Source organism: Cytobacillus sp. S13-E01, assembly GCF_029193815.1.
Classification (GTDB): domain Bacteria; phylum Bacillota; class Bacilli; order Bacillales; family Bacillaceae_L; genus Bacillus_BV.
On record NZ_JARFVC010000026.1, the window covers coordinates 26,565 to 53,357 of the forward strand.

At 36.4% G+C, this 26,793-nt stretch carries 31 protein-coding genes and 1 tRNA gene; 10 read left to right on the plus strand and 22 right to left on the minus strand.

All coding sequences use genetic code 11. From position 1 onward, the window contains the following. The first annotated feature begins 13 nt into the window (after positions 1–13). Both PY093_RS15070 and PY093_RS15075 read left to right on the plus strand, forming a co-directional pair. A complete protein-coding gene (locus PY093_RS15070) occupies positions 14–1,183 on the plus strand; it encodes a CapA family protein (RefSeq protein WP_275646681.1) in 1,170 nt (389 codons plus the stop codon). 156 nt (positions 1,184–1,339) lie between these two features. Continuing rightward, complete coding sequence (locus tag PY093_RS15075) at positions 1,340–1,636, plus strand: HesB/YadR/YfhF family protein (RefSeq protein WP_275646682.1); 297 nt, start codon at positions 1,340–1,342, stop codon at positions 1,634–1,636. 36 nt (positions 1,637–1,672) lie between these two features. Here the strand turns inward: PY093_RS15075 and PY093_RS15080 are convergent, their stop codons facing one another. The 6 genes from PY093_RS15080 to acnA form a co-directional block, all read right to left on the minus strand. After that, positions 1,673–1,984 carry a hypothetical protein gene (locus tag PY093_RS15080; protein WP_275646683.1) on the minus strand — a complete coding sequence of 104 codons (312 nt, stop codon included), beginning with the start codon at positions 1,982–1,984 and terminating at the stop codon, positions 1,673–1,675. Then, complete coding sequence (locus tag PY093_RS15085) at positions 1,984–2,412, minus strand: acyl-CoA thioesterase (protein ID WP_275646684.1); 429 nt, start codon at positions 2,410–2,412, stop codon at positions 1,984–1,986. Before PY093_RS15085 ends, PY093_RS15080 begins: the two co-directional genes overlap by 1 nt. A gap of 142 nt (positions 2,413–2,554) precedes the next feature. Beyond that, positions 2,555–2,788, minus strand: a complete 234-nt coding sequence (gene tlp / locus PY093_RS15090; protein WP_275646685.1) for a small acid-soluble spore protein Tlp — start codon at positions 2,786–2,788, stop codon at positions 2,555–2,557. A 283-nt stretch (positions 2,789–3,071) separates the two neighbouring features. After that, entirely contained in the window at positions 3,072–3,215 is a 144-nt protein-coding gene (locus PY093_RS15095) for an acid-soluble spore protein N (RefSeq protein ID WP_275646686.1), read from the minus strand. Positions 3,216–3,296: 81 nt separating this feature from the next. Beyond that, positions 3,297–3,428: an FbpB family small basic protein gene (locus PY093_RS15100; protein WP_275646687.1), complete on the minus strand. Its 132-nt coding sequence runs from the start codon at positions 3,426–3,428 to the stop codon at positions 3,297–3,299. Positions 3,429–3,790: 362 nt separating this feature from the next. Next, on the minus strand, positions 3,791–6,499 hold the full coding sequence (gene acnA / locus PY093_RS15105) for an aconitate hydratase AcnA (protein WP_275646688.1): 2,709 nt from the start codon (positions 6,497–6,499) through the stop codon (positions 3,791–3,793). A 236-nt stretch (positions 6,500–6,735) separates the two neighbouring features. Here acnA and sspO point away from each other — a divergent pair, with 236 nt between their 5' ends. Continuing rightward, the gene (gene sspO / locus PY093_RS15110) at positions 6,736–6,885 is read left to right on the plus strand and encodes a small acid-soluble spore protein O (protein WP_275646689.1); all 150 of its coding nucleotides are present in this window, start codon (positions 6,736–6,738) and stop codon (positions 6,883–6,885) included. Positions 6,886–6,932: 47 nt separating this feature from the next. Here the strand turns inward: sspO and PY093_RS15115 are convergent, their stop codons facing one another. Beyond that, the gene (locus PY093_RS15115) at positions 6,933–7,190 is read right to left on the minus strand and encodes a hypothetical protein (protein WP_275646690.1); all 258 of its coding nucleotides are present in this window, start codon (positions 7,188–7,190) and stop codon (positions 6,933–6,935) included. A gap of 127 nt (positions 7,191–7,317) precedes the next feature. Between PY093_RS15115 and PY093_RS15120 the strand changes: the two genes are divergently transcribed. Further along, positions 7,318–7,464, plus strand: coding sequence for a small acid-soluble spore protein P (locus PY093_RS15120; protein WP_275646691.1), 147 nt, complete (start codon positions 7,318–7,320; stop codon positions 7,462–7,464). A gap of 39 nt (positions 7,465–7,503) precedes the next feature. Here PY093_RS15120 and selA read toward each other — a convergent pair whose 3' ends face one another. After that, on the minus strand, positions 7,504–8,910 hold the full coding sequence (gene selA, locus PY093_RS15125) for an L-seryl-tRNA(Sec) selenium transferase (protein WP_275646692.1): 1,407 nt from the start codon (positions 8,908–8,910) through the stop codon (positions 7,504–7,506). Positions 8,911–9,026: 116 nt separating this feature from the next. Between selA and PY093_RS15130 the strand changes: the two genes are divergently transcribed. Continuing rightward, a complete protein-coding gene (locus PY093_RS15130) occupies positions 9,027–9,425 on the plus strand; it encodes an Hsp20/alpha crystallin family protein (RefSeq protein ID WP_275646693.1) in 399 nt (132 codons plus the stop codon). 33 nt (positions 9,426–9,458) lie between these two features. Here PY093_RS15130 and PY093_RS21295 read toward each other — a convergent pair whose 3' ends face one another. Beyond that, positions 9,459–9,665 (minus strand): Rdx family protein, encoded by a 207-nt coding sequence (locus PY093_RS21295; RefSeq protein WP_345774243.1) that lies wholly within the window; start codon positions 9,663–9,665, stop codon positions 9,459–9,461. A gap of 167 nt (positions 9,666–9,832) precedes the next feature. Further along, complete coding sequence (gene selB, locus PY093_RS15135) at positions 9,833–11,719, minus strand: selenocysteine-specific translation elongation factor (RefSeq protein ID WP_275646694.1); 1,887 nt, start codon at positions 11,717–11,719, stop codon at positions 9,833–9,835. A 163-nt stretch (positions 11,720–11,882) separates the two neighbouring features. Between selB and PY093_RS15140 the strand changes: the two genes are divergently transcribed. Both PY093_RS15140 and PY093_RS15145 read left to right on the plus strand, forming a co-directional pair. After that, positions 11,883–11,979 (plus strand) — tRNA-Sec (locus PY093_RS15140). A 297-nt stretch (positions 11,980–12,276) separates the two neighbouring features. After that, a complete protein-coding gene (locus tag PY093_RS15145) occupies positions 12,277–14,274 on the plus strand; it encodes a S9 family peptidase (RefSeq protein WP_275646695.1) in 1,998 nt (665 codons plus the stop codon). A gap of 318 nt (positions 14,275–14,592) precedes the next feature. Here the strand turns inward: PY093_RS15145 and PY093_RS15150 are convergent, their stop codons facing one another. Next, a complete protein-coding gene (locus PY093_RS15150) occupies positions 14,593–14,793 on the minus strand; it encodes a cold-shock protein (protein WP_275646696.1) in 201 nt (66 codons plus the stop codon). Positions 14,794–15,155: 362 nt separating this feature from the next. Between PY093_RS15150 and PY093_RS15155 the strand changes: the two genes are divergently transcribed. Continuing rightward, positions 15,156–15,371, plus strand: a complete 216-nt coding sequence (locus PY093_RS15155; RefSeq protein WP_275646697.1) for a helix-turn-helix domain-containing protein — start codon at positions 15,156–15,158, stop codon at positions 15,369–15,371. A 130-nt stretch (positions 15,372–15,501) separates the two neighbouring features. Here the strand turns inward: PY093_RS15155 and PY093_RS15160 are convergent, their stop codons facing one another. The 5 genes from PY093_RS15160 to proC all read right to left on the minus strand — a co-directional run bounded on the left by PY093_RS15160 (position 15,502) and on the right by proC (position 19,824). Then, positions 15,502–15,711: a DUF1540 domain-containing protein gene (locus PY093_RS15160; RefSeq protein ID WP_275646698.1), complete on the minus strand. Its 210-nt coding sequence runs from the start codon at positions 15,709–15,711 to the stop codon at positions 15,502–15,504. Positions 15,712–15,900: 189 nt separating this feature from the next. Beyond that, a complete protein-coding gene (locus tag PY093_RS15165; RefSeq protein ID WP_275646711.1) occupies positions 15,901–16,296 on the minus strand; it encodes an acyl-CoA thioesterase in 396 nt (131 codons plus the stop codon). Between the two features lie 190 nt (positions 16,297–16,486). Beyond that, positions 16,487–17,755, minus strand: coding sequence for a glutamate-5-semialdehyde dehydrogenase (locus tag PY093_RS15170; protein ID WP_275646699.1), 1,269 nt, complete (start codon positions 17,753–17,755; stop codon positions 16,487–16,489). Between the two features lie 18 nt (positions 17,756–17,773). Beyond that, complete coding sequence (proB, locus tag PY093_RS15175) at positions 17,774–18,910, minus strand: glutamate 5-kinase (RefSeq protein WP_275646700.1); 1,137 nt, start codon at positions 18,908–18,910, stop codon at positions 17,774–17,776. A 68-nt stretch (positions 18,911–18,978) separates the two neighbouring features. Then, positions 18,979–19,824 carry a pyrroline-5-carboxylate reductase gene (gene proC / locus PY093_RS15180; protein ID WP_275646701.1) on the minus strand — a complete coding sequence of 282 codons (846 nt, stop codon included), beginning with the start codon at positions 19,822–19,824 and terminating at the stop codon, positions 18,979–18,981. Positions 19,825–20,431: 607 nt separating this feature from the next. Between proC and PY093_RS15185 the strand changes: the two genes are divergently transcribed. Continuing rightward, positions 20,432–20,860, plus strand: a complete 429-nt coding sequence (locus PY093_RS15185; protein ID WP_275646702.1) for a DUF2621 domain-containing protein — start codon at positions 20,432–20,434, stop codon at positions 20,858–20,860. Positions 20,861–21,075: 215 nt separating this feature from the next. On the opposite strand, the gene PY093_RS15190 is transcribed toward PY093_RS15185, so the two are convergent. From PY093_RS15190 to PY093_RS15200, 3 genes are all read right to left on the minus strand, one after another. Beyond that, positions 21,076–21,507, minus strand: coding sequence for a CcdC family protein (locus PY093_RS15190; protein ID WP_481769307.1), 432 nt, complete (start codon positions 21,505–21,507; stop codon positions 21,076–21,078). A gap of 140 nt (positions 21,508–21,647) precedes the next feature. Further along, positions 21,648–22,007: a response regulator gene (locus PY093_RS15195; RefSeq protein WP_275646704.1), complete on the minus strand. Its 360-nt coding sequence runs from the start codon at positions 22,005–22,007 to the stop codon at positions 21,648–21,650. 150 nt (positions 22,008–22,157) lie between these two features. After that, on the minus strand, positions 22,158–22,865 hold the full coding sequence (locus PY093_RS15200; RefSeq protein ID WP_275646705.1) for a cytochrome c biogenesis CcdA family protein: 708 nt from the start codon (positions 22,863–22,865) through the stop codon (positions 22,158–22,160). 323 nt (positions 22,866–23,188) lie between these two features. Here PY093_RS15200 and PY093_RS15205 point away from each other — a divergent pair, with 323 nt between their 5' ends. Beyond that, entirely contained in the window at positions 23,189–23,368 is a 180-nt protein-coding gene (locus tag PY093_RS15205; RefSeq protein WP_275646706.1) for an aspartyl-phosphate phosphatase Spo0E family protein, read from the plus strand. A 432-nt stretch (positions 23,369–23,800) separates the two neighbouring features. Here the strand turns inward: PY093_RS15205 and PY093_RS15210 are convergent, their stop codons facing one another. The 3 genes from PY093_RS15210 to tkt form a co-directional block, all read right to left on the minus strand. Next, a complete protein-coding gene (locus PY093_RS15210; RefSeq protein WP_275646707.1) occupies positions 23,801–24,013 on the minus strand; it encodes a YneF family protein in 213 nt (70 codons plus the stop codon). 130 nt (positions 24,014–24,143) lie between these two features. After that, complete coding sequence (gene sirA, locus PY093_RS15215) at positions 24,144–24,584, minus strand: sporulation inhibitor of replication protein SirA (protein ID WP_275646708.1); 441 nt, start codon at positions 24,582–24,584, stop codon at positions 24,144–24,146. 202 nt (positions 24,585–24,786) lie between these two features. Further along, positions 24,787–26,793: transketolase (tkt, locus tag PY093_RS15220; RefSeq protein WP_275646709.1), on the minus strand; the 2,007-nt coding region annotated here is incomplete at its 5' end.

The window sequence follows — 26,793 nt, forward strand, 5'->3', positions numbered from 1 at the left end:
GGGGTTATAACCTATGAAAAATATAAACCATAAACGAACTATTTTCACCTCAATACTTTGTTTAACATTAATTATTTTAACTTCTTATTTATTATTCTCTATGTACAAACAAAACAAGAGTTTATCAGCAGATCCTATTGCTTTTCCGGTTGCAAATCACTCTTTTAAAAAAAGCGAGTTCTTTTATAAAACCTACTCTACTTCACTCAGCCTGGCTGCAGTAGGTGACATTCTCATACATAGTACTGTGTATACTGATGCTATGACCGGAAATGGATACGATTTTAAACCACAGCTCGCAGGTGTGAAGGATTTATTAAGAAATGCTGACCTAACGATTGCAAATCAAGAAACGATAACTGGAGGAACTGAAATTGGTCTTTCGACATATCCACAATTTAATAGCCCCTATGAAGTTACTGATGCCCTTTATGATGCTGGTGTGGATATTGTATCAATTGCCAACAATCATACATTGGATCGTGGTGAACAGGCAGTACTAAACGCTACAGCTTATTATGACAAAATCGGTATGGAATATGTTGGTGGATATAGAGATGATAAAGATAAACAAAGAATTAGAGTGCTAACTAAAAATCGAGTAAAGGTTGCTTTTCTTTCTTATACATATGGTACGAATGGCATTCCAGTTCCTACTGGAAAGGAATATCTAGTCAATTTAATCGATATTGATGCAATGAAAAAAGATATTGATGTTGCTAAAAAGAAGGCGAATGTTGTTGCAGTAAGTTTGCACTGGGGAAATGAATACCAAATGCTTCCTAATGATGAACAAAAACAACTTGCGACCATGCTCGCAAATGCGGGTGTAGATATAATCATTGGACATCACCCACATGTTCTACAACCAATGGAATGGATCACGAGAGAAAATGGTGAGCAAACCTTTGTGGCGTATTCTTTAGGGAATTTCCTTTCAGGACAAATTAAAGATTATAAAGATATTGGTGGTGTCCTAGAGATTGAAATAAAAAAAGAGTTTAAAAACAATAAGTCTTTCATAAGTCTTCAAAACCCAGAATTTATACCAACATATGTTGCTAGTACTAATTTAAAAAAGTTTCGAGTGATCCCCCTAGAAAGTGTTACTACATTTGGATCAAGCTACTCATCCTCAATTTTTAACGAAATCGAGGACCATATGCAACAATGGTTAAACTAAAATGGGAGTCCGGTAATCAAACAGCTTCCATATTACCTGATATCTATAAAGCATTGGGTCTAAGAAAGTTTTAAAATGTTCACCTCTTATTCATTGTATACGATTAATAACATTATATATAATAGAAGTAGACCTCATAAGGAAGGTGTTAACCTAATGCAATTTACAATATCAGACAAGGCTGCTAAGTGGTATAAAAGTGAATTAAACTTATCGGATGGTAACGAGGTGAGATTCTATGTACGATATGGTGGATACAGCCCCATACAAAGCGGTTTTTCACTTGGTGTAAGTATTGATGAGCCAGAAACACCTGCTATTCAGGCAGAGGAAGAGGGTATTACCTTCTTCGTGGAAGAAAAGGATCTTTGGTATTTTGATAATCACAACTTAAATATTTCATATAATGAGAAAAAGGCTGAACCTGAATTCACCTACTCAAAAGCAAATTAAAGTAAAAAGTGATTCCCTAGCCTGAGGAATCACTTTTTATTTTTGTAAATCCAAATTAAAACGCCGTAAATGGTCAGATAAACCTTCTGCCAATAGAATTTCTTTTTGTCTATCCCCGAGCAAATCAAAATGAGGGTATGTATCTCTTACGTGCATCCATTCTGGCTTTAACCCGTATTTTTCACCCCAGCTAACCAATCTCTCTATATTAGAACAACCTACCTTTGTAACGGTTTTACAATCGGGAAAACGTGGATCGAACCAATAGTGTGTCAAAAAAGAAATGCGGCCTAATAAAACCTCTTGTTTCCAGGACTCTAGTTCGCTTTTCTTTATACCAAATGCCATTATTCCACACCCGTTTTTTTAGCATTCTCATAAGCTGCATGCCAATCAGGATAAAGCTTTCGAATTTGAATTGGTCGAAACGAACCCTTTTTCACACATACATGCGTAGATGTTGCAACCACAGCAGCCTCGTCATTTGGAGTTACTATTTCATAACCGTAAATAACACGTAATCCATCATAATGTTCAATCCATGTAGTAACCTTTGCTATGTCCCCGTACCGTAACGGTTTTTTATAGGAAACCTGAATATCTATAACAGGAGAAATAATCCCTCCCTCTTCCATCGCAGCATAGCTAAAACCTAAATCCTTAATAAGCTGTGTTCGACCTAGTTCCATCCATACTAGGTAATTACCATGATAAACAACTCCCATTTGATCCGTTTCAGCATAACGTACTTCAATCTCTTTTTTACTAATTAACATGATGCGATCCCCCTATAACAATATCTTTTGTTTCTCTGAATTTGATAATACAATAATATTTTCTTATCGTATCATATTGGACAATAATTAACGATTTGTTTACATTATAAAAGACCAAACTTTTAAAGTCTGGTCTAACTTTTTATATATTTCCGCTTTGACGGTCACTTGCTTCATCCTGGATTTCGCTTCTCATTGCTTCAATACTTTCTTCACGACGATGATTCTTTGCCTCAATTGCAGTTTTTTCCTCTCCAGAAGCAAATTGGATTGTTTCTTGGGATTCTTCGATGTTCTCAATCGTGTTTTGCACCATGTCTTGGAGTTTTTCTACGTTATCACTACGATCATCTGGTTTAGGCCTATTGTTTGTCATGAGTAAATCCTCCTCTAGAAACGTTATAGTACATAAATATTGTGCTTCAAAAGAAGTAAATTATGAGTTTAATGTTTTAGATAAGAAAAGCGCAGGGAGACCGCCTTTTTGGCGACAAGCATAAGACGAGCCCTGACTGAAGGCGTTTTTTGCCTTCGGGAAGGGCTTGGCTTATACCATAGAGCCGGGTGGCGCCCGGAGCTAGACACAAAAAACCAGGTGAAAATTTTATACTTTCTTTCCTTTAAAAAAGGACGTACAAGACGTCCTCTTAAAATTGAAACTATTCACCTTTAGTTTGAATCACTTGTGGGTGGTGCCCCGATTTATCTTGCATTTGCTTACCTTTGTTTCCACCAAACCCGCGAGATTGAGTACCTATTGTATTATTTTTGAACTGGTTATATTGATTTTTTTGATTTGACATGAAATATCTCCTCCTCCCTTACATTATCACCAGAGAGGATATCCTTCATGTATAAAGTAAATTGGTAAAAAAATCTTCCCTTTATTCAGCTTTACCAAGCATTCTTCGTTCAATTTTAGCTTCTATTTTATCCATTGCGTCTTGGTCTTTTAATAATTGTTTTTTATTCTCCAATACAAGCTCTTCAAATGATTGCTTTCTGATTTTTCTCAAAATTATCACCCCTTTATCAACTATTGTAATATTAATAATTCCCAAAAAACGATGTAATTATTACAACTTTGTGAAAATTAATTTAAATTTATAAGAAAGACGCAGGGCGAACGTTCTCGAGGAACATCGACATCGGCACATCCTGTGAAAAGGCAAGCATAAGATGAGCCCTGACTGAAGACGTTTTTTACCTTAGGAAAGGGATTGGCTTATGACCTCAGGTCCGATGGCGCCTGGAGCTAGACGTAGATAGACAGAGATACGAAGTTATACACAACCTTACAATTTTATAAATTCCTAAACAATAAAAAAGGCAGGATTGTGAACAATCACAATCCTGCCTTTTCGCTTTTATGCTAAGTTTATGCTTTAAGTTTGTCACGTAGGACCATTTGCAGGATACCGCCATGACGATAGTAATCAATTTCAACTTCACTATCAAAACGAACAAGTACTTCAAATTCTTTTTTGTTTCCTGCTTCGTCTGTAGCAGTAACCTTAACAAAGTCACGAGGTTTAACAGTCTCATCAACTGCAACTTCGATTGTTTCTTTACCTGATAATCCTAAGCTTTCAGCACTTTCACCTTGTTTAAATTGAAGTGGTAAAACACCCATTAATACAAGGTTACTTCTGTGGATACGCTCAAAGCTTTGGGCAATAACAGTTTTGATTCCTAATAGGTTAGTTCCTTTTGCTGCCCAGTCACGAGAACTTCCCATACCGTAGTCATTTCCAGCAATAACAACTAGACCAGTGTTATCCTGTTTATATTTCATACAAGCATCATAGATAGAGGTTACTTCACCAGTTGGCCAGTGTGTAGTGTAACCACCTTCAGTACCTGGTGCAATTTGGTTTTTGATACGGATATTCGCGAAAGTTCCACGCATCATAACTTCGTGGTGACCACGACGTGAACCATATGAGTTAAAGTCACGAGGTGACACTCCACGCTCTTGTAAGTAACGGCCAGCCGGAGTATCTTTTCCGATTGAACCTGCAGGAGAAATGTGGTCTGTTGTTACAGAATCTCCAAATTTACCTACAACTCGTAAACCACTTAACGGTTTTACTTCGCCTGGTTCAGCTGATAATTCTTCAAAGAATGGTGGGTTTGCAATGTAAGTTGAATCATCATCAAATGTATAAAGAGCATCTTCATTTGTTTCGATTGCATTCCAACGAGCATTGTCATCAAATACAGTCTCATATTCTCTACGGAATAGCTCTGGAGTTACTGTCGTTTTAACAGCCTCTTTTACTTCCTCCATTGAAGGCCAGATATCGCTGAAAAATACATCGTTTCCATCTTTATCTTTCCCTAAAGAATCGTTTTGTAGATCGATGTCTACTGTTCCAGCTAGTGCATATGCCACTACTAATGGTGGTGAAGCAAGGTAGTTACCTTTAACTAGCGGGTGAATACGACCTTCAAAGTTACGGTTACCTGAAAGTACTGATGTCACTAATAGGTCATTTTCAGCAACAGCTTTTTCAATCTCATCCAATAACGGACCAGAGTTACCGATACATGTAGTACAACCATATCCAACTGTGTTAAAACCAAGTTGCTCTAGGAATGGAAGAAGTTTTGCATCTTCTAAATAACCTGTAACAACTTTTGATCCTGGTGCTAAAGATGTTTTAACATATTTAGGTACTTGTAAGCCTTTTTCAACTGCTTTTTTCGCAACAAGTCCTGCCCCTAACATTACATAAGGGTTAGATGTATTTGTACAGCTAGTGATTGCAGCAATCGCTATTGCACCAGTCCTCATATTCGTTTCGTCACCATTGTTAAATGTAACAGTGATTTCTTTATTAATATCATCTGCAGTTAAACCAAAGCCTTGGTTACCTGTAGTAGTAAGTGCAGTCGTAAATGATTCTTTCATTGCTGAAAGAGGGATTAAATCTTGAGGACGTTTGGGTCCAGAAAGATTCGCTTCAATTTCAGATAGATCAATTTCTACTACCTTCGTGAAGATTGGATCTTCAAGATCAGGAGTATAGAATAAACCATTTGCTTTAGAGTACTCTTCAACTACTTTAACTTGCTCTTCATCACGGCCAGTTAAACGAAGGTATTCTAATGCTTCTCCATCAACTGGGAAGAATCCACAGGTAGCACCATATTCAGGAGCCATGTTTGAGATTGTCGCACGGTCTGCAAGTGGTAATTGAGGAACACCAGGTCCAAAGAACTCAACGAACTTACCAACAACACCTTGTTGACGTAATACTTGCGTCACTTTAAGTGCGAGGTCAGTTGCAGTTGTTCCATTTGGAAGTGCACCAGTTAATTTTACACCGATAACTTCTGGGACTGGGAAATATGATGGTTGTCCAAGCATTCCTGCTTCTGCTTCAATACCACCAACACCCCATCCAAGTACCCCGATACCATTGATCATCGTAGTATGTGAGTCAGTACCCACTAGCGTATCTGGGAATGTTTCAAATTCACCATTTTCGCCTTCAACAGCATGAACAACATTTGCCAAGTACTCAAGGTTAACTTGGTGCACGATACCTGTTGCAGGTGGAACTGCACGGTAGTTATCAAATGATTTTTGTGCCCAGCTTAGGAATTTATAACGTTCAGCATTTCTTTCAAATTCTAAATCCATATTAAATGCTAATGAATCAGCAGAACCAGCTCTATCAACTTGTACTGAGTGGTCGATTACTAGATCAACTGGAATTTCTGGGTTAATTTTATCAGGGTCTCCACCAATATCAGCCATTGCTTTACGTAAAGAAGCTAAATCAACTACAGCTGGAACTCCTGTAAAATCTTGTAGAATTACACGAGATGGTTTAAAAGGAACATCTACCTCTTTAAGTTCATCAGTTCCCCATTTTGCTAAATTTTCAACATGCTCTTTTGTAATGACTCTGCCGTCAACTTGACGCAATACAGATTCTAGTAAAACCTTGATTGAATAAGGTAAACGAGAAACCTTTCCAAGATTAGCGTTTTCAAGAGCCTGTAAGTTATAGTAATTATAAGTTTTGCCATTCACCTGGAATGATGAACGCGCATTAAAAACATCTTGTTTTGCCATATGTATTACCCCCTCATGAATATAGTAGTATAATTTCAACAAAATGTCGAAAAATAACCTTTTTCGAAAAATATCCTACGTGAATATATTAATACATTGATATACATAAGTAAATAACAAGAAAGTTATTGGTTGTAATAAGTTTTTCTTATTTTAGTTCTTAATTTGCGTCCTTATATTTAACCATACATTTTTTATGGTAGTTTAACTAAAACTACCTTATGGAGGTGATTAATATGGCTAAAAGAAAAGCAAACCATGTTATTCCTGGAATGAATGCTGCGAAAGCACAAGGTATAGGTACTGGCTATAACGAAGAATTTTCAAATGAACCTCTTACAGCAGAGCAGCGCCAAAATAATAAAAAACGTAAGAAAAATCAATAAACGACAATATTAAAACCCGCCATTCGCGGGTTTTTACTTTATATACACTACTCATTATTAATATCAGATACAATCGATTGTAAATCATCTTGAAATTGCTGTAGTTGGTCACGTTGTGTATCAGATGCAACCTCTAGCGCATTAGTAATTTGTTGCACAGCTTCATTTACTTCATTTTTTAGGCGTTTCAGATGTACGCCATAATCAGGGTCATCTTTTACAATATTTTCATAAATGTCCTTTGCTTGGTGGGTACCTTGTTGTGCAGCTTGAAAAGCTTGTTGTTTATCTTTGCTATATGGCAATAGTGTCAACTCCTTCTCGGTGTAAAACTTCATTTACTAGCTTTCCTAAAACCTGATAAAACATTCGATTTGTTTTCGAATAAAAATAATCAATTATATCATCCTATTGGTAAAGGAGGGATAACAAATGGCTGAAAAGAATACATTTAAGGATATTCGAAAAAATGCTCCAAAAGGTCATAATCCTGGACAACCAGAGCCTCTAAGTGGTTCAAAAAAGGTAAAAAACCGTAACCATACAAGACAAAAGCACAATCAAGGCCATGATATGTAAAAAATAGATAGTTGTAAAAAGCCGCAATTATGCGGCTTTTTAGAATTGATCTTTGAAAATGGAAACTAAAACCTGAATCTCCTCTTCTGTAATTGTACGAAAATCTAATAACAACATGTCGTTTTTCACTCTCGCAATAACGGCCGGACTAGTCTGCCTTAACTTCGATGCTAACTCTTCAACAGTTATTGATTGAGGCCTAATTGCAACGACATACGTTGGCAGAACAACATCTGGCATTGTCCCTCCTCCAACCTGAGAAAAATCTTCTAGTATCGCAATATCATAATAAGAGGTTACCTGATTTAGTAATCCGACGAATTTTTGAGCACGCACCTTAATTTCGCCTTTGGTATCAGTGATATCCCTTATTGCTGGAATGGTTTTAGCATATTCACCACCACGTAGGTAAGCCTGTAAGGTTGCTTCTAATGCGGCAAAGGTCATTTTATCGACGCGCAGTACTCTAGCTAGCTGGTGTTTTTTTAATTTATCAATTAAAGCTTTTTTACCTGCAATAATACCCGCTTGGGGGCCCCCTAAGAGTTTATCGCCACTAAAAGAAACAAGGTCTGCTCCATGTTGAAGGACCTCAGCAACGACTGGTTCGTCACCCACCGAGTACTGTTTATAATCGAATAACACACCGCTTCCTAAATCCTCATAAAAAATAACTTGCTCTTTATCATTGCAAAGCTCAACTAATTCCTTTGTCTCTACTGATTTAGTAAAACCAATCGTTTTAAAGTTACTAGTGTGTATTTTCATAATCATAGCAGTATTTTCATCAACAGCATTTTCATAGTCATAAAGATGTGTCTTATTTGTCGTTCCAACTTCTATCAAATTAGCCCCGCTTTCTTCCATAATGGACGATATTCTAAAAGAGCCTCCAATTTCAATAAGTTGACCACGAGAAACAATAACATTTTTATTGTTTGCAAAAGCTCGAAGAATAAAGTAAACAGCTGCAGCATTATTATTAACAACCATTGCCGCCTCTGCACCTGTTACCTTTATAAGCAAATCTTCAATGATATCATGCCTGGAGCCACGGGTTCCTTTTTCTAGATTATATTCAAGATTAGAATAGCTTCTTGCAACATTTACAACTTGAGAAATGGCTTCTTCACTTAATCTTGCTCGTCCTAAATTGGTATGTAACACTGTTCCCGTTGCATTTATCACTTGACGTAAATAGGTTTCATTAAATTTCCCACATGCTTTTTCTACATCATTAAATAGGTCATCCATTATCACTTCTTTAGATGGATTCAAATCTTTATATATTCCCTTTAAAAGCTCGTTTCTTATCCTTTGTATATGCTCTTGGATCAGCTCTGTTAATAGCTCAGCCGATAAGCTGTATGAGATAATTAGGTTTTGAAATCTATCGTCATTTTGCAATTCATGTATTGGTGGTAAATGTCTTACTGCCTCTTTCACGCTGAAATCCTCCACACCTTGTGATATTTACTTTATTATACCATCCTCACCCTTAAAGCACGTATGTAAACAACTTGAATATGATAAGTATAGTAATTTGCTTGGAGGTTAAGTTGATGGATAAGAAGGAACATTCTAAAGCGCATGACATCAATGGCATAGAGGATTGGCTGCAGCAATTTTTCAATGATCCTTTTACTAATTATTTAGATGAATATCAATTTAGAGTTGATTTATTTGAAACTGACAGTGCATTTATTATTGAGGCAGAATTAAGTACGTTTAAAAAGGACCAAGTTTCTGTTGAAATTGATGGGTCAGATATTATTATACAAGCAAAGTCACATCCACAAAATAGTGATCATCCTCCAACTATCTATGAAAGACAAATCACATTACCCTTCCCTTTAAGTTACAAGGTAATAGAAGCAACTTATGAAAAAGGAATAGTAGAGGTTATAGTAAACAAAGAGGGAAAACGAAAGACACCGGTAAAAACCATAAAAATAAAGTAATAAAGCCCTGCTTGGGCAGGGCAAATACACTCATTACATTTGTTCAATTTGTGATATCATTTCATCGGCCTGTGGAAATTTTCCAACTTCTAATTTAGAGTAAAGCTTTTCTCCGTTCACCGTAACTTCAAATGCGCCACCAGAACTTGGAATAAGTTCTAAAGTAGAGATGTCAGGTCTGAAATGGTTAAATAATGCTTCCGCGAAACTCGCGGCTTTTGGAGCGTAGTTTCACTGCATGCAAAATTCAACATGTATTTTATAATTTTTCAAGTTGAACTCCCCCTATTTAAAGAATTTTGCCCAGTATATTCTTTGGACTATTAATATTGTAGTATAGGCATTATAATTTCTCAAAATATTTAAACCTTATTCATCAATATCACTAACTTGCTTGAAGTATACATTTATGTTTTAACCCAAAACCTTTTATTATCTTCCCTTTTAGTAACCCTCAAAGTATCAAAAAGTTCTAGTAAGGGCACTAAATATTTCCTCGAAACACTAAGAATCTCTTTGGCATCTTTTAATTCAAACCCTGTTTCTGTATGTTCCTTTAACCGATTAATTGCATTCCAAATCACTGCACCATTCACGACAAGTTTATCATCTAGTTGATAAACTTGATTTGTAGTGAGAAGGAACCACTTGAGTTCCCCCGCTTCTTTTTCAGGTAAACCAACTAATGATGTATACTCATCCCAGGGTTTAACATGTAACTGATCTTCTTCAATTGAAAGAATAAGCTGCTCCATTCGTTTAGCCCATTGTTTTGGAAAGGTAGGTTTAAAGTTTACTGCTGATATGAATTGACCCTCTTTTTTAACCGTTTTATCTTCTAGCATTAAATCTAGTGTGTGTTCCACTACATTTTTTGGATAGGTCCGAGAAAGCTCTTGATTGATTTCTGCCTTATTCATTCCTAACCGTAAAGGATTGTTAGTATGGTATTCCTCTATTAAAGAAATCACTTTCTTACGTAATTCGTTTATAATACTATTATGAGTATAGTAACCAGCTCTAAGTTTTATAAATTTTTCTTCATTCAGGAGCTCTGCGATAGTGTACTCATCAAGGGAAGTTACTTTCATAAGCTCAGCTTTTAATAGTTCTTTATGTTGATGAAACGCATCCAGCATTCGGTCAAGCGGAGTCCCTTCTCTTTTTTGAGTAAGCATTTCGATAGTTTTTTCACCAAATCTATATTTTTTTCCGTGAGGGTCAATAACCCATCCTCCTGCAATTGTCTCGGTTGGTGAAGGTCTTCTGATAATAAGGCGGTCTCCCCGTTTCGTAACAATTGGTTCTTCAAGTCGTAGTTGACATAATACTTCTTCCGTTTCACCTTCAACTTCATTACGGTCAAAGAAGACGATTTTTCCAAGCACTTCTGACGTACCGATATGACACTTAATTAAGCCGCGTTGCTTAACTACATGATCCAAATCAGATACAAATTTAATCGTCACATCAATTGTTTCTGTAACAACATAATGCTTTGAAGAAACGAGTACGTCTCCTCGTTTTACGTCATTTGTGTTAATACCTGAAAGGTTGACGGCAACACGTTGTCCGGCATTCGCACTATTTGTCGATTGTTGATGTATTTGAAGCTGCCTTGCCTTGGTTTCAATTAATGATGGTAGAATCGTTAAATGGTCACCATCCTGAACAGACCCTTCATACACTGTACCTCTTACCACGGTCCCCTGACCCTTAACCGTAAATACTTGGTCAATTGGTAATCTAAAGCTGCCCGAGGAATTACGTGCTTCTAGTTGCTGTAGTTGATTTTTTATAGTATTTTTTAATTCTACTATTCCAACCTGCGAAATACTATCTACTAAAACCATTTCGGCATTCTCAAATACAGTCCCTACTAATTGCTCCGAAATCTCTTCCCGTACAAGTTCAGTAAAATCCTGGTCTACTTTTTCAATCTTACTAATGGCAACAATTCCGCGTTTCACACCTAGAAACGAGAGAATTTCTAGATGTTCTTTTGTTTGTGGCATGACTCCCTCGTCTGCTGCGACAACCAAAATTACAAGATCTATCCCCGCAACACCTGCAATCATCTGCCTAATAAATCGTTCATGACCAGGTACATCAATAACCGAAATAGCCATTGTATCATCAATATGTAAAGGAGCAAACCCCAGTTCAATCGAGATTTGCCGTTCTTTCTCCTCTTTTAAACGATCTGTGTCTACACTTGTAAGAGCCTTTGTTAAAGATGTTTTCCCATGATCAATATGCCCTGCCATTCCAATTGTAAAATAACGTTTCTCCATCAAATCACCTGCTTACTTTCTATATATAAAGAATCAGTTTATATTATGCACCCTTTTAAAATACTTTAACGGGTATTTAGAGGATATTCAAGGAGGAAGCTCTATACTTAATACTTGTATCTATGGAGAAGTGCTTGTATAATTATAAATGCACATAAAATACGGGGCTGATTGCAAAGCTGGTGCTTGTCTCGGTCTTCAAAACCGCATGTGAGGCGCGTGCCGTCTCAGGTGGGTTCGATTCCCACGCAGTCCCGCCAAATTTTACAAATTGCTGATAATAATATTAAATTTACGGTCACATTCGTTAAAAGTATCGTCTAAACTTAGAGAGTATATTCCTAAGATAATCAAGAGAAGCTTAACTATAATTGGTTAAGCTTTTTTTCTTTATCATGACTCATCATGTATTCGGGATGCTACCATGTTCGTTCATTTATATTTAAATTGACGGTATGTCGTGAAGAAACTGAATAAAAAGAAAAATTGTATTTTATTTCGATATTCGAAATGATAAGATAGATTCATAGTTTTTAAACTTATGGAGGAATGTGAAAATGACGAAACGACCAATTACAGCGGAAGATTTATGTAAGTTTAAATTTGTTGGAGACCCACAGGTTTCTCCTAACAAAGATAAAGCAGCCTATATTTTAACCCATGTAGATAAAGAAAAGGATGGCTACTATTCTTATGTTTATGTAACTGATATGAAAGACGAAGGAAGACAGTTTACATCACATTATTCAAAGGAAAGCTTAGTGAAGGATGTAGCTCCAAAATGGTCACCTGATGGGAAAACAATTGCCTTCCGTTCTAACCGTACTGGAAAAAATCAAGTCTGGCTTTTACATACAGATGGTGGTGAAGCAATCCAATTAACAGATGTAAAACAAGGTGTTGGTGATTTTGTTTGGTCTCCAGATGGAAAACAGTTAGCTCTAGTCATTAATGGTGAGTTAAAGCTAAACTCTGATAAAGAAGAAGAGAAAAAAGAAGAAAAAAGCGATGTTAAGGTGATTACTAGACTTCGTTATAAAATGGACGGAATTGGCATTTTAAATGATGACCGAAAGCATATTTATTTATTTGATTTAGATACAAAGAACTTTACAAAAGTAACTGAGGGGGAACATGATTTTTCTCAGCCACGTTTTTCTGCAGATGGAAAAAACCTATTTTATATTGGAACAAAATCAGAAGATAAAGAATGGGGTTATCTTTCTGCTATTTGGAAATACGATTTAGCCACAAAAGGAGAAGCCCTATTTTATCAAGCTAATGGGAATATCATGTCACCTTCTCTATCTTCTGACGGCAAATGGTTAGCAGTTGCTGGTCATACTCGTGGTGAAAGAAGTCAAGGTAATGCAAATGTCCTTCTTATTTCTATTGAAACAGGTAAGTTGAAAAATTTAACGGAGGACTTTGATTACACGGTTGGAAACTTAGTTGGCGTCGACGCTAAATTTGATACTGCTGATCATCGACTTATTTGGGATTCTACTAGTTCTTACCTTTATTTTATTGCTACTGTTGGTGGAGACTGTCAGTTATTTAAGGTAGACCTTCAAGGAGAGGTTTCACCTGCGTTATCATCTGCACAAGCATCTGTTACTTCCTTTGATATTGTAAGTGAGGAAAAAGCGGTTCTTGTTCTTGCTACTTCTCAATCAACTGGAGATCTAGTTATTCAAAATTTGAATAATCTAGAACACCGAGAGGCACTTACTACTTGGAATCAAGGTTTATATGATGAGGTCCATTTAAGTGTTCCTGAGAATTTCCACTATAAGAGTACAGATGGACAGAATATTGAAGGTTGGATTTTAAAGCCTTACGGGTACGAAGATGGAACCAAATATCCTATGATCCTTCAAATACACGGAGGCCCAGCTACTGCATATGGAAATGGCCTTCATCATGAAATGCAATTAATGGCTGCAAAGGGTTATGTTGTTCTTTATACAAACCCAAGAGGAAGCCACGGCTATGGACATGAATTCGTAAATGCTGTTATCGGCGATTACGGCGGGATGGATTATGAAGATATCATGGCTGGAGTAGATTACTCTTTAGACACATTTGACTACATCGATAAAGACCAATTATTTGTAACTGGAGGCAGCTATGGTGGGTACATGACCAATGTAATCGTCACACGTACAGACCGTTTTAAGGCTGCTGTTACGCAACGAAGCATTTGTAACTGGCATAGTTTTTATGGAACAAGTGATATTGGTTTCTTCTTTACCGAATGGCAGCATGGTCATGCAGATTTATGGGATGATGTCGAGAAGCTATTAAAGCTATCTCCTATCCACTATGCACGTAATGTAAAAACACCTACATTAATATTACACAGTGAGCAAGATTTACGTTGTCCAATGGAGCAAGCAGAGCAATGGTATATCGCACTAAAGCGTTTAGGTGTAGATACTAAGCTAGTTCGCTTTCCTGATGAAAACCATGATCTGTCACGTTCAGGCAACCCTAAGCACCGCTTAGAGCGACTTCAACATTTAATTGATTGGTTTGATGTTCGTCGTTCATAAACGGACCTTTAGAAGCGGGTCTCCATTTTAACAATGTACTATCTACAATAAAAGGTGATCTAGAATTTTTCTCTAGATCACTTTTTAGATTTATGTGTTTACCTTATTGGATAAGTGAAGAAAAAGACACACGCTTGAACTCCCGTACACTACGAAAGGCGCTAACAAAGAATTCGTTTATTTACATAAACGAGTCTAGAAGACTTTGTTATTCCACTTACCACGAATCTTGTGAATAATATTTAACAAACCTGACCTTTTTAAATACATTAAAAAAGACAGGCACTAGGAAGAGCCTGTCTTTGAAATTGCTATTAATTATGCTTTACGCACGTTAGCAGCTTGAGCACCACGTTGACCTTGCTCAACATCAAATGTTACTGCTTGGCCTTCTTCAAGTGATTTGAAACCTTCGCCTTGGATAGCTGAGAAATGTACGAATACATCTTCTCCACCTTGACGTTCGATGAATCCAAAACCTTTTTCTGCGTTAAACCATTTCACTGTACCTGTTTCCATTGTATTGCCTCCTATTGTGGTAGTTATCCACTTTGTATTACTATTCTTGCTCATTTAATATATCCAGCTGAAAAGCCATGAGAACTTTTTAATCTAAACATGCCGAACAAACAAAAATAATCCTTTATTAGAATAACATGAAATTAAAAGGAAAGCAATCTAAAATATGAGCTATTCTTACTAGCAAAGTTTTTAGTAGCTTTTCTTTTGCGAATAGTATTTTAACCTGTTTTTGGTGCCTAGCTCAAGGTTCCCTGCACTTTTCTTAGGTTAACTAGTCCTTAGAATTGTAAACCGTTTCCTTAGATTGTTTGAATTACCATTCATCTATGTTATACTATTAAAAAAAGCGAGGTGCCATTTTGACAAAATATACAGCAAAAAAGAGTAATCTAAAAGAAATATTATTAAAAAACAATACAAACATAGAAGCTTTGGAAAAGAATACACAAATTCCCAAAAGTCAACTAAACGACTATATGTCTAAAAAAGTTATGAATGTGAATACAGCCATGACGATTTCTAAAGAATTAAATTGTCAAATAGAAGATTTGTATGTCTGGAAGACAGCGGAGTAGTTCACTTTCAAACTTTTCTTTAAGTGTGTTTATTATTCTTTTTATTGTCAAAGCCTCAGGAACGTGATAACAAATTAAATTGAGTAGTGGCAAAAGGTAAAGTGGTTTATTGACCACTTTACCTTTTCGCTTATTCCTTCGGTTTAAATGTTCTACAGCATGTTTCAGCAGACTTTTCTGCTTCATCCTGATGATCTTTATACCCTAATTCAGTACCGAATTCTGCGTCATATGTTGAATGGCGGTCTAAATCTACCATGATTTTCTCTGCTCGACATACATTTCCTTCCCCATAAAAAGTGCAGTTAGAAATCGAACACATTACCTCAACATTTGGCATATAGTTCCCCTCGCATTTCTTATATAGTTTTATAAAGGTTTCCTCTTCCTTCTATATTAATTTGGATATTTTTAAATCAAATTATGTGCTACTCCTACTGCTTTATCTTTCCTTTTTCATCTGTGTACCGTTACAATTGTGTTCGTAAGACATAAAATCCCCCGTATTTCTGGGAGGAAAGGCAATTCGTTAGTTTTTGATTAGGTGTTCATGTAACTTCTCTCTTACATCTTCTGGTATAGCTTCTGACTTTTGTGTTTTAAAATTAAAATTAACGTAGGTTGCACTTCCTTTTACGCAAAGCTTATCTTCCTGATGAATCTCCTCATACACCTCAAAACTGGAATTACCTATCTTCTGGATCCATGTTAAAACAGTTATTGGTGTTCCATAAAAGATCTGACTTATGTATTCTACATTCATTTTTATAATGACACATTTCCAATCCGAGAAAGATAAGGAAGGTGTAAAAAGCCTAAAAATCTCATCCCTTCCAGACTCAAACCAAACTGGAATTGTTGTATTATTAATATGGCCTGCCCCATCTGTTTCAGAAACACGTGGATCAATCGTCTTCTTAAAAATAATAATTACCCCCTTCAATCATTTAAAAATTTTAAATCACCAAAATTTTATTACAAATTAAAGAATTTGTAAAAAATATTTGTGTAAAGAAAAGCGCAGTGCGCCCAGAGCCAGACTCTAAAACTAGGTACAAATTTTTATACTTTCCTTTCTTTTAAAAAAACCAAGCCGAGTGACTTGGTTTTTTCTTTTATCTAATTTGTCCATTACCAGACATTAGGTATTTTCTAGTTGTTAATGCTGGTAAGCCCATCGGTCCACGAGCATGTAGCTTTTGAGTAGAAATTCCGATTTCCGCACCAAACCCAAGTGCTCCTCCGTCTGTGAATCGGGTTGAGGCATTATGGTATAGTGCTGCTGCATCCACGAATCTCATGAATGTTTTAGCTGCGTCATTATTTTCTGTAATGATAGCTTCTGAATGTTTTGTTCCATAAATGTCAATGTGATCAATTGCTTCATCAAGATGATCTACAATTTTAACTGCTATATCCAGGCTTAAATATTCATTTGCCCAATCTTTCTCCTGAGCCAATGAAGCACCAGGTATTGCAGCCAATACTCTTTCATCCCCATGAATGGCAATGCCATGATCATTAAATGTAGATAATAGGGCTGGATGATTGTTCGTGAACCAGTCTTGATGGATGATAACTGTTTCAGCAGCATTACAAACCGCAGGGCGATCTGTTTTAGCATTAACTAAAATGGATAATGCTTTATCTACATCTGCTTCTCGATCGATATAAATATGACAATTCCCGACACCGGTCTCTAAAACCGGTACTGTCGCATTATTAACAACTGCATTAATTAAAGATGCACCACCACGGGGAATTAATACATCGATATGTTTTTTCATTGTGAATAGCTGTTTCGTTGCTTCCCGATCAGTACTTGCGATAAACTGAACTGCTTCTTTAGGAATTTTGGTTTCTGCAAGGCCTTCATGAATTACATCTACGATAACCTTATTGGTCGTTATTGCAGACGATCCTCCCTTTAGGATAATCGCATTTCCTGACTTTAAAGCAAGACCAGTTGCATCAACTGTCACATTTGGTCTCGCCTCGTAAATCATCCCTATTACACCAAGCGGGACACGCACTTCTTCTACTTTTAAGCCATTTTCTAATGTCCAATTAGTCATAATATCACCTGTTGGATCATCAAGTTTTACAACATCACGTAGTCCTTGGGCAAAATCAACTATTCGTTCCTTTGTAAGTGAAAGACGATCCATAAATGCTTCTTCAAAGTTTTGCTCACGACCATTCTGTAAATCAACTTCATTTGCTTGTAAAATTACTTCATATTTACTTTCAAGCTTATCGGCTAAACTAGTCAATGCTTCATTTTTCTCCTCTGTTGTTAAAGCACTTAGTATTTTAGCCGCCATTTTTGCCTGAATTGCTTGTTGCTCTACATTTACTTTATGGTTTTCTTTTACTAAACTCATCCAATTCCCCCTTTAAAATTATAATCCTACTGGTACCAAAAGCTCTAGGTTACATACTAAATCGTTATTATCAACTACTGCTAGTTGGCCATTTTTCTCATCATGCTGTTCTCTCTGTTTAAAAAACTGTCTCAACTGTTCAGAAGAATACTTGATTACACCAAGACCGATAGACTTTCCTTCTTTATCTAAAATTTTCACGACTGAACCTTTTTTAAAATTGCCGTTAACGCCATAAACACCAGTAGGGAAAAGACTTTTTTCATTCTCAATAATTGAGGTTCTTGCCTCTTCTGTAATTAAGATTTCACCTTCTGGCCCAGAGTTAAATGCAATCCATTGCTTTTTCTGGTTAAGATTGATCATGTCATCCATTGGAATAAAATAAGTTCCTTTAGCACTTTGGTTTACAGCGTCAACTAATATATCCTTTGTCCCTGCTTTTCCAAGAAACGTTGAAATACCTGATGCCATCGCTATTTTAACTGCATCAATTTTTGAACGCATTCCACCTGTGCCCACCGCACTTCCAGAATCCCCTGCTGCTTCTTCAATTGATGGAGTTATTTTGTGGACTCTCTCTAGTAATTTGGCATCAGGGTTTTCCCTAGGATCCGCATTATAGAGTCCATCTATATCTGAAAGGATGATAAGCTTATCTGCCTCAACTAAGCCTGCTACTTTAGCAGAAAGGGTATCGTTATCTCCAAATTTCAAACGGTCAATTGTAACCGTATCATTTTCATTGACAATTGGAATAATTCCCCGCTCTAACAAGACATTAAGTGTATTTCTGACATTGTTATAACGAGTTTCATTTGAAAAATCACTTCTTGTAATTAATATTTGCGAAGCAACGTATCCGTGGGATAATAGAAGTTCTGAGTATGCTTCCATTAAAAGCCCTTGCCCAATCGACGCAGCGGCTTGTTTTTCAGGTAAAGAACTAGGTCTTTCTAGGCACCCTAACTTACGATAGCCAGCTGCAACTGCTCCCGAGGAAACAACAAGCACTTCATGACCAGCATCCTTTAATTGAACTATTTCATCAACTAACTTTTCAAGCTTTCTTCGACTTACTTCCCCATGTAAGCTAGTTAATGAACTACTACCTATTTTTACAACTATACGATTACTCGCGGTGTCAGATGACATCCTATCACTCCTTGGTAGGTTTATCTCATGTTTTTAGCCAAATTACTTAGTCAAGTTATCAGAAACAATTAATTTAATACAATTGATTTGTTTTTTAATTGTGCACTTATTTCTTTTGAGCGTTGTGCTGCATGCTTTACGGCTTGAGCTATTGCTTTTCCTCCCCCATAACTAGCCAGTGCGTCTAATCCGGCTGCTGTTGTACCATTTGGAGACGTAACATTCTCTCTTAGTTCAGCTGGTGTTTCATCATTTTCCATAACCATCTTTGCTGCCCCAAGAATGGTTTGTGATGCAATTTTACGTGACATTTCAACATCTAATCCTGCCTCTTTACCAGCCTTTTCAATATGTTCCATTAAATAGTAAAAGTAAGCTGGGCCACTTCCAGCGATACCTGTAAATATATCCATTTTATCTTCTTTTATGACGTAAACTTCTCCAATACAACTTAACAGTTCTTTCGCATCTTCAAGTTTACTCTTCGCTGTATACTTGCCCTTAGATATTGCTGTGGCAGACTCCCCAATCATACTAGAAGTATTCGGCATCACTCTAACTACCTGTTGTCCTTCTTTAAGGTTATACTCCATAAACGCCGTAGATATTCCAGCTAAAACCGAAATAACAAGCTGCTCTGGTTTTAATTGATCTTTAATTGAATGTAATGCGACCTCTGCATCCTTTGGTTTCATAGCGAGAATAAAAATGTCAATATTTTTAAAGTCCATCTCCTCTCTTGACATTCCTTTTATTCCATATTTCATTTCAAGTTCAGTTATGCGTTGTCTGTTGCTTTTATTTGTAACAATGATTTGATCCTGAGAGATTTTTTTCGCGTTTACGATTCCAGCAATCATAGCTTCTGCCATTGAACCTGCTCCTAAAAAAGCAATCGTTTTATTTTTTATCATATGACCTCTCCTATTTACGTTCGTATTTTGTTCTCATTTCGAACAATGTCTACTTTATAGTAGCATGTTGATTTTCTTAATCAAGGGCTTTTAAACATGTCATATGGATATGGCTCAATTTGTAAGTGTAAGCGTTATCATCGGTAGATAAGTTCGTTTAATCCTTCCTCAAGCATGAAAATAGCGGGATATAGCTGAATATGGGAGTTTTTTTTGCCAACTTTAAACTAGTCCGGAAATAGTATTGAATTTTTCGTTCTAAAAAATAATTTTTGTATTAAAAATAGCATCGTTTTGTTTCGACACCTTTTAACAATCATCGACCAGTTTTAAACAGTCCCTTTATAAAAATGATGTTATTATCATTACGGAAAAAGGACCAGAGAAATATAAACAGAAATATGCTCTACCCTGTGATTCTGATAAAGTACCTACCTTTACCTACAAAAATGAAGATGGATAGTAACAGCATTTCGACTATTTAATAAATAGATCAGCCTGCCTCGTGTTAAAGACTATCTTTATAAAATATTTTATATTTTATCTACTTGATAAGATGGGCTATAATGGAATAATAGTGACAAGTATTTTAGAGGTGAATAGATAGATGTTAACAGGTTGGTTTTTATGGTTCATATTATTTTGGATTGTTTTTCTAGCTACAATGATGTCCATTGGTGGATTTTTTATGTTTCGAAAGTTTTTAAAAAGGCTCCCAAAAGAAGATGGCAAATCAGAATTAGATTGGCAGGAGTATTACCTAGGTAAGACAATAAATCTATGGTCAGATGATCAAAAAGAGCTTTTAGAGGATTTAGTCAAGCCAGTCCCTGAACTTTTCAGAGATATAGCTCGCCAAAAAATCGCAGGAACAATCGGGGAGCTTGCTCTCAAAGAAAAAGCAGCCGCCATTACCCAAGACCTAGTTGTAAGAGGCTATATTATTGCTACACCAAAACGAGATCACAAATTCCTATTAAAAACATTAAAAGAAAAGAGTATTGATGTGTCACCATATAAACAATTATTTCAATAATAGAAATAACAGCACGCATAAGAAAAGCGCAGGGCGCCCGCCTTTCGGCGACAAGCATAAGACGAGCCCTGACTGAAGGCGTTTTTTGCCTTCGGGAAGGGATTGGCTTATACCATAGAGCCGGGTGGCGCCCGGAGCTAGACACTAAAACTTAGTATAAACTTTTACTTTATTATCTTAAAAAAAGAACCCGGAATATAGTTACCGAGTTCTTTTTAGTTCAATTGAATTTCTGTTTCAAGCTTTTTAAACCGATAGAACATCGCAATTCTCCAAGGGACAATCATACCAAATGCTAGAATCCAAAACATCCCACTCAGTTCACCAACATCAATAGTTGTACTTAAGACTGATTTAAGAATAATCCGGATAATTAGTAGACCTAGTAATATAAAAATGAATGCTTTAGACCTTTTTAAGTAAATTTCATTTTCCTTTATTTCAAAATTTGAAGTCTTAATTAGGAAAAGAGAAAAGAGTAAACCGACTAACAATGCCTCTATTACTTCCAAAGGTGTCACGCGAAACATCGGGTGTAAAAACATTAACGCCCCCGTACTCATAAAAATTGGAGGTAAAATTATTTTTCTTGCCGTTGTGGGTCTTTTAGATGCTCTAATTCTGACAAATATTACAAGGATTGCCATAATAACCGCAACCACAGATGATGCTATAACCAATCAAATCAATCCCTTATGATAATATAATGACATAACCTTATAATATAGGAAAAGAGAGAAATAAAAAACCATTTAAGAAAAGAAAGTCTTAAATGGTATGAATGGGCTTAACTAAGTACACGGTTAATAGCATCAAGTACTCTTCCCTCATCAAAGGGCTTAACTATAAAGTCCTTTGCGCCTGCTTCAATTGCCTCTACGACCATCTTTTGTTGTCCCATTGCGGAGCACATAATAATAGTCGCATTCGGAAATTCCTTTTTAATACCTTTTACAGCGTCTAATCCATTCATTTCTGGCATTGTTATATCCATTGTTACAAGGTCCGGGTTTAACTTTCGGTATAGTTCAATAGCCTCTTTACCATTTTCAGCTACACCGATAATTTCATGGTTAGCTTTATCCAATATATTTGATAGTGTTAAGCGCATAAATTTCGCATCATCTACAACAAGTATTTTTGCCATATCCTTACCTCCTCAAGACCTACAAAAACGATTCAATATTATGTATACAAATTATATCAAAAATTCGAAGAGAGATATAGCAAAATAGTCCAATACTCCTACAATAATGGAATTAGAGACAAGTATAAGGATCATATCTATATAGTATATTTAAAATCCAGTGAACCCCCCAAATAAAGGTGTCAAGTAAATTATGATTTTTGTCATCCAATCAAAGAATAAGACAATCCCCATAACGATCATAATATATCCACCGATTTTTACAATTTTAACATTATTTCTTCTTATCCATTGCAATTTTCCAATGAACAATGAAAGAATAAAGAACGGAATTGAAAATCCGAGTGAATATGCAATCATATAGACCACACCGGAACTTGGATTAGAAGCAGCTAAAGCAATAACAGATGCCAAAATCGGCCCTGTACAAGGTGTCCAACCTGCTGCAAAAGCCATGCCTATTAAGGAAGAGCCAAGGAAACCTGCTGGTCTGTTTTTAAATTCAAACTTTCGATCCTTCATTAAAAATTTTGGTGATAACGCTCCGATGATTACAAACCCAAAGAAAATGATTAGTAATGCACCTATTTGTCTTATTAAGTCTTGATAACCATAAAAGAATCTGCCAACAAACGATGTTCCAAAGCCTAACATGACAAATATAAGTGAAAAACCTAATAAAAAGAAAATGGTGTGTAATATACTTCGTTTTTGAAGCATTGCATTTTCAGACTTTATTTCTCCAACCGACACACCAGTTATATATGATAAAAAAGCAGGATATAAAGGTAAGCAGCATGGAGAGATAAATGATAAAAAACCTGCACCAAATGCTAACAATAAATTTATATCAGCCATTGGGTAACATCTCCCTCCCTAATAACAACAATCATAATCTATTTTATCAAAATCACCCAATAAATGCATGTGTTATTGTTACAATTTTGTGGCATCTAATTAGATATTCAGATGTGTAAGGACCCTATTTCTACTAGAACACTTAAATAATTTATTATTTACTTAAAAATTGAGGTAGGGCTCTTACTGCCCTAAAGCATAGGATAATCACCTCCCCAATAAATTTCCCTTTCGGATTATTTACCAACTTTTTTCCTTTGAATTAATTACCAAACTACGTTATAATTACGAACATAGACATACATAGGAGAGGACAAGCTACTGTGTCAAAAGATGATATGCTTTCAACAATAGAAAAGAAAAGAGCTGAACCTATTGATATAGTCTTAAAAAACGGACTTAGTGCATCTGTTACTATAAAATATAGCCAAGAATTGGATATGTTATTAAACCAATACACTAATTATGCAATGTATAGAGAAAAAAGCCTCTCAAATTCCTAATAGGCTTTTTCTTTATGGAAGCATTTTCTAGAGAAACCCTTGGCACGAGCGTATTTATTAACCTACAACAGTCTCTATTCCCTCTGAATGACCAATTTGGAGTTAGTACCTTCTTTCAACACCCTCATGGTTATACTCGTTCGGCAGTTTTTAAATGAAAGAATTAACCTACTTGAACTTTGCAGCACTTTCGATATCCTAAATCTGTTAGACTTTCTTTAAACAATCGAATATAATCTTTTACCGTACCTACAAATAAAAATGGTCCAGCAATACTAGACCAATATGTTTTCGTAGTTCCTCATCTTTAAAGTTTTTGATAGATTTCCCATCAATATCGATATCTGTTTTGCAATTTTTGTAAAAGATTGCGATTCCACCGTACTATTTGACAAAATAAAAGACACTCCAGTGAGTGCCTGTCCAAACAAATTATTTGGTTTGTCCGTTCATTGCTTTTAGCATCTGATTGATCTTTTTTTGGGATGGTTTCATTCCCATTTGCATCATCATCACTTTAAGCATTTGCTCATTAATTGGCGGATTTTTCTTCAAGTAGCTCATCATGTATCTACGTGCAATGAAAAATCCTAGTGCTACTCCAGCAAGAAGTGCTAGAATACCAACTAGAATAGGTACCCACATACTATTTCCTCCTTCATGTTGTCTACATTACAGTGTACTAGACCCTTTGTAATTATACAATATTTGTTTTGTTTTTTCTCTATATTATACCGTCTATTTTTTTATTTTTAGCTAAATAAGGCGAATTTACCTATACGAACTTCCTTTCCTTTATTGGATTTAACCATCCGTAACGATTGGCTGTAAAATCCATTGCTAAAAAACAGGAATCGTACTTTCTTAAAATCTCAAAAAACATGGTCTCCGCTTCAAAACTTCCCGAAGCCTCTAAAAGTATATATCGATCATGAACCACTAGCTGTGCTTCACTTTGAAGATTTCTTATTTGTAGGGCATGGACATTTCGTTGCATAGTATAATCTACACGTTTTGTCAAATATGCTTCTAGGATTTGATGAATTTTCAATGAAGGGATTGGTCTTGTTACAAAGTCAATTTGCTGACGTAACAGTGCCTTTTTCTCACAGCTCATCTTTTCATATTCGAGAAAAAGCTGATAAATTTTAGATTCACGACCGAAATAATGACTGGCAAACTCTTCTTCAATTAAATAAATTTGATACTGCCTCATTTCTCCGCCCCCAATTTTCACCACTTTACCCTTATTATAGTGGACTACTTGAGAATTTATTGTCTGAAACCGGAAAAATGAAACACTATTTTTGTCGAATAAACACGAATTCAGCAATTGAATCGAATAAGAAATGCCATGTAAGAGAACTACAACTAAATCTATAGGAAAATTCATAATAAAAGATTTTTCTTTAATGTTTCTATTTTTTTAATATTACCTTCATTCTATCAACAACATTTTCTACTGTAAAGCCATATTCTTTCATAATTTTCGTACCTGGTGCAGATGCACCAAACTGATTAATCGCTACTACTTCACCTTCGTCACCAGTGTAGCGTTCCCATCCTAGTGATGACGCCATTTCGATTCCAAGGCGTTTCTTAACAGACTTAGGGATAACTGTATTTTTATATTCCGCAGACTGCTCTTCAAAGCGATCCCATGAAGGCATACTGATAACAGAAACATGAATGTTCTCGCTAGCAAGTGCCTTTTGCGCTTCGACGGCAAGGCCCACTTCTGAACCTGATGCTAATAATAGGCCCTCAGGGTTATTATTTTGAGCCTCTGAAATGACATACGCACCTTTTTTCACGCCTTCATAGGCCTTATCAATTGTACCGGCAATAGTTGGTAGGTTTTGACGAGTAAGAACCAAGGTTGTCGGTTTGTCAGTTGATTCCATTGCTAGTCTCCATGCAGCCGCTGTTTCATTTCCATCAGCTGGACGGATAACACCCAGGCCAGGCATTGCACGTAATGCAGGTAACTGTTCAACCGGCTCATGGGTTGGACCATCTTCACCAACGGCAATACTGTCATGTGTAAACACATAAGTTACTGGCAGTTTCATCAAAGCAGCTAGTCGGATTGCAGGACGTAAGTAATCAGAGAATACAAAGAATGTTCCACCGTATACTCTAACCCCACCATGTAATGCCATACCATTTAACGCAGCACCCATTGCAAACTCACGAACACCAAACCAAATGTTGCGTCCGCTGTAATCATTTGGAGTAAAGTCCCCAGCACCTTTGATCATGGTATTGTTTGAGCCTGCTAAGTCAGCTGAGCCACCAAAAAATTGTGGTACGTGGTTTGCGATTGCATTTAAGGTTTCACCAGATGACGCACGTGATGCTAAGCTTTTGCCTTCTTCATATTTAGGCAGGTGATTTTCCCAACCTTCTGGAAGTTTACCCAAAATAGCTGCATCAAGTTGTTTGCCAAGCTCAGGATATTGTGATTTATAGTGTGCAAACAACTCATTCCATTCTTGTTCTTTCTTTTCACCAGGCTCATAGATAGACGTACGGAAATGAGAATATACTTCATCCGGAACATGAAAATCCTGTTCGAACGTCCAGTTATAAGCTTCCTTCGTAAGTTTCGCCTCGTCTGCTCCAAGTGGTGCACCATGCACACCAGATGTTCCAGCTCTATTTGGCGAACCATAGCCAATCGTTGTTTTCACTTCAATTAAGGTTGGGCGGTTCTGATTGGCTTTTGCCTCAGCAAGTGCCTTAGATATTTCTTCCAGATTATTACCGTCTTCAACTCTGATATATTGCCAGCCATATGAATCAAAGCGTTTTTCAACACTTTCAGAGAAAGAACGATCTAAATCACCATCAAGTGAAATATCATTTGAATCATATAAAACAACTAACTTTCCAAGCTGTAAATGGCCGGCAAAAGATGCCGCCTCAGCTGATACACCTTCCATTAAGTCCCCATCACCACAAATACTGTATGTATAATGATCAACTACATTGAAAGATTCCTTATTGTAGGTACCTGCTAAATGACGTTCAGCCATTGCCATTCCGACTGCCATCGCAATACCTTGGCCAAGTGGACCAGTTGTTGCGTCCACACCAGCAGTATGACCAAATTCTGGATGTCCAGGGGTTCTGCTCCCCCATTGACGAAAATTTTTAAGATCGTCAATTGTTAAACCATAGCCGCTTAGATGTAATAAGCTATATAACAACATCGATCCATGGCCTGCTGAAAGGACGAAACGATCACGGTTAAACCATGCAGGATTGCTTGGATTAATGTTCATATGCTTCGTCCAAAGTGAAAATGCCATAGGAGCTGCCCCCATCGGCATTCCTGGATGGCCTGAATTTGCTTTTTCAATAGCATCAATGGATAGTGTTCTAATCGCAGCGATTGATAAATCTTCAATAGTATGTGTCAT

Bases quoted from the DNA above. Each gene is read 5' to 3' on its own strand.
- PY093_RS15200 (WP_275646705.1), bottom strand. From the start codon at position 22,865: ATGGCTGATATAAATTTATTGTTAGCATTTGGTGCAGGTTTTTTATCA.
- PY093_RS15190 (WP_481769307.1), bottom strand. From the start codon at position 21,507: ATGGCAATCCTTGTAATATTTGTCAGAATTAGAGCATCTAAAAGACCC.
- PY093_RS15160 (WP_275646698.1), bottom strand. From the start codon at position 15,711: ATGCCAAATGTTGAGGTAATGTGTTCGATTTCTAACTGCACTTTTTAT.
- PY093_RS15080 (WP_275646683.1), bottom strand. From the start codon at position 1,984: ATGGCATTTGGTATAAAGAAAAGCGAACTAGAGTCCTGGAAACAAGAG.
- proC (WP_275646701.1), bottom strand. From the start codon at position 19,824: ATGATAAAAAATAAAACGATTGCTTTTTTAGGAGCAGGTTCAATGGCA.
- PY093_RS15130 (WP_275646693.1), top strand. From the start codon at position 9,027: ATGGATAAGAAGGAACATTCTAAAGCGCATGACATCAATGGCATAGAG.
- PY093_RS15075 (WP_275646682.1), top strand. From the start codon at position 1,340: ATGCAATTTACAATATCAGACAAGGCTGCTAAGTGGTATAAAAGTGAA.
- PY093_RS15095 (WP_275646686.1), bottom strand. From the start codon at position 3,215: ATGTCAAATCAAAAAAATCAATATAACCAGTTCAAAAATAATACAATA.
- acnA (WP_275646688.1), bottom strand. From the start codon at position 6,499: ATGGCAAAACAAGATGTTTTTAATGCGCGTTCATCATTCCAGGTGAAT.
- selB (WP_275646694.1), bottom strand. From the start codon at position 11,719: ATGGAGAAACGTTATTTTACAATTGGAATGGCAGGGCATATTGATCAT.
- PY093_RS15150 (WP_275646696.1), bottom strand. From the start codon at position 14,793: ATGGAAACAGGTACAGTGAAATGGTTTAACGCAGAAAAAGGTTTTGGA.
- sirA (WP_275646708.1), bottom strand. From the start codon at position 24,584: ATGAGGCAGTATCAAATTTATTTAATTGAAGAAGAGTTTGCCAGTCAT.
- tlp (WP_275646685.1), bottom strand. From the start codon at position 2,788: ATGACAAACAATAGGCCTAAACCAGATGATCGTAGTGATAACGTAGAA.
- proB (WP_275646700.1), bottom strand. From the start codon at position 18,910: ATGTCATCTGACACCGCGAGTAATCGTATAGTTGTAAAAATAGGTAGT.
- PY093_RS15120 (WP_275646691.1), top strand. From the start codon at position 7,318: ATGGCTGAAAAGAATACATTTAAGGATATTCGAAAAAATGCTCCAAAA.
- sspO (WP_275646689.1), top strand. From the start codon at position 6,736: ATGGCTAAAAGAAAAGCAAACCATGTTATTCCTGGAATGAATGCTGCG.
- PY093_RS15185 (WP_275646702.1), top strand. From the start codon at position 20,432: ATGTTAACAGGTTGGTTTTTATGGTTCATATTATTTTGGATTGTTTTT.
- PY093_RS15195 (WP_275646704.1), bottom strand. From the start codon at position 22,007: ATGGCAAAAATACTTGTTGTAGATGATGCGAAATTTATGCGCTTAACA.
- PY093_RS15170 (WP_275646699.1), bottom strand. From the start codon at position 17,755: ATGAGTTTAGTAAAAGAAAACCATAAAGTAAATGTAGAGCAACAAGCA.
- PY093_RS15070 (WP_275646681.1), top strand. From the start codon at position 14: ATGAAAAATATAAACCATAAACGAACTATTTTCACCTCAATACTTTGT.
- PY093_RS15210 (WP_275646707.1), bottom strand. From the start codon at position 24,013: ATGTGGGTACCTATTCTAGTTGGTATTCTAGCACTTCTTGCTGGAGTA.
- PY093_RS15145 (WP_275646695.1), top strand. From the start codon at position 12,277: ATGACGAAACGACCAATTACAGCGGAAGATTTATGTAAGTTTAAATTT.
- PY093_RS15085 (WP_275646684.1), bottom strand. From the start codon at position 2,412: ATGTTAATTAGTAAAAAAGAGATTGAAGTACGTTATGCTGAAACGGAT.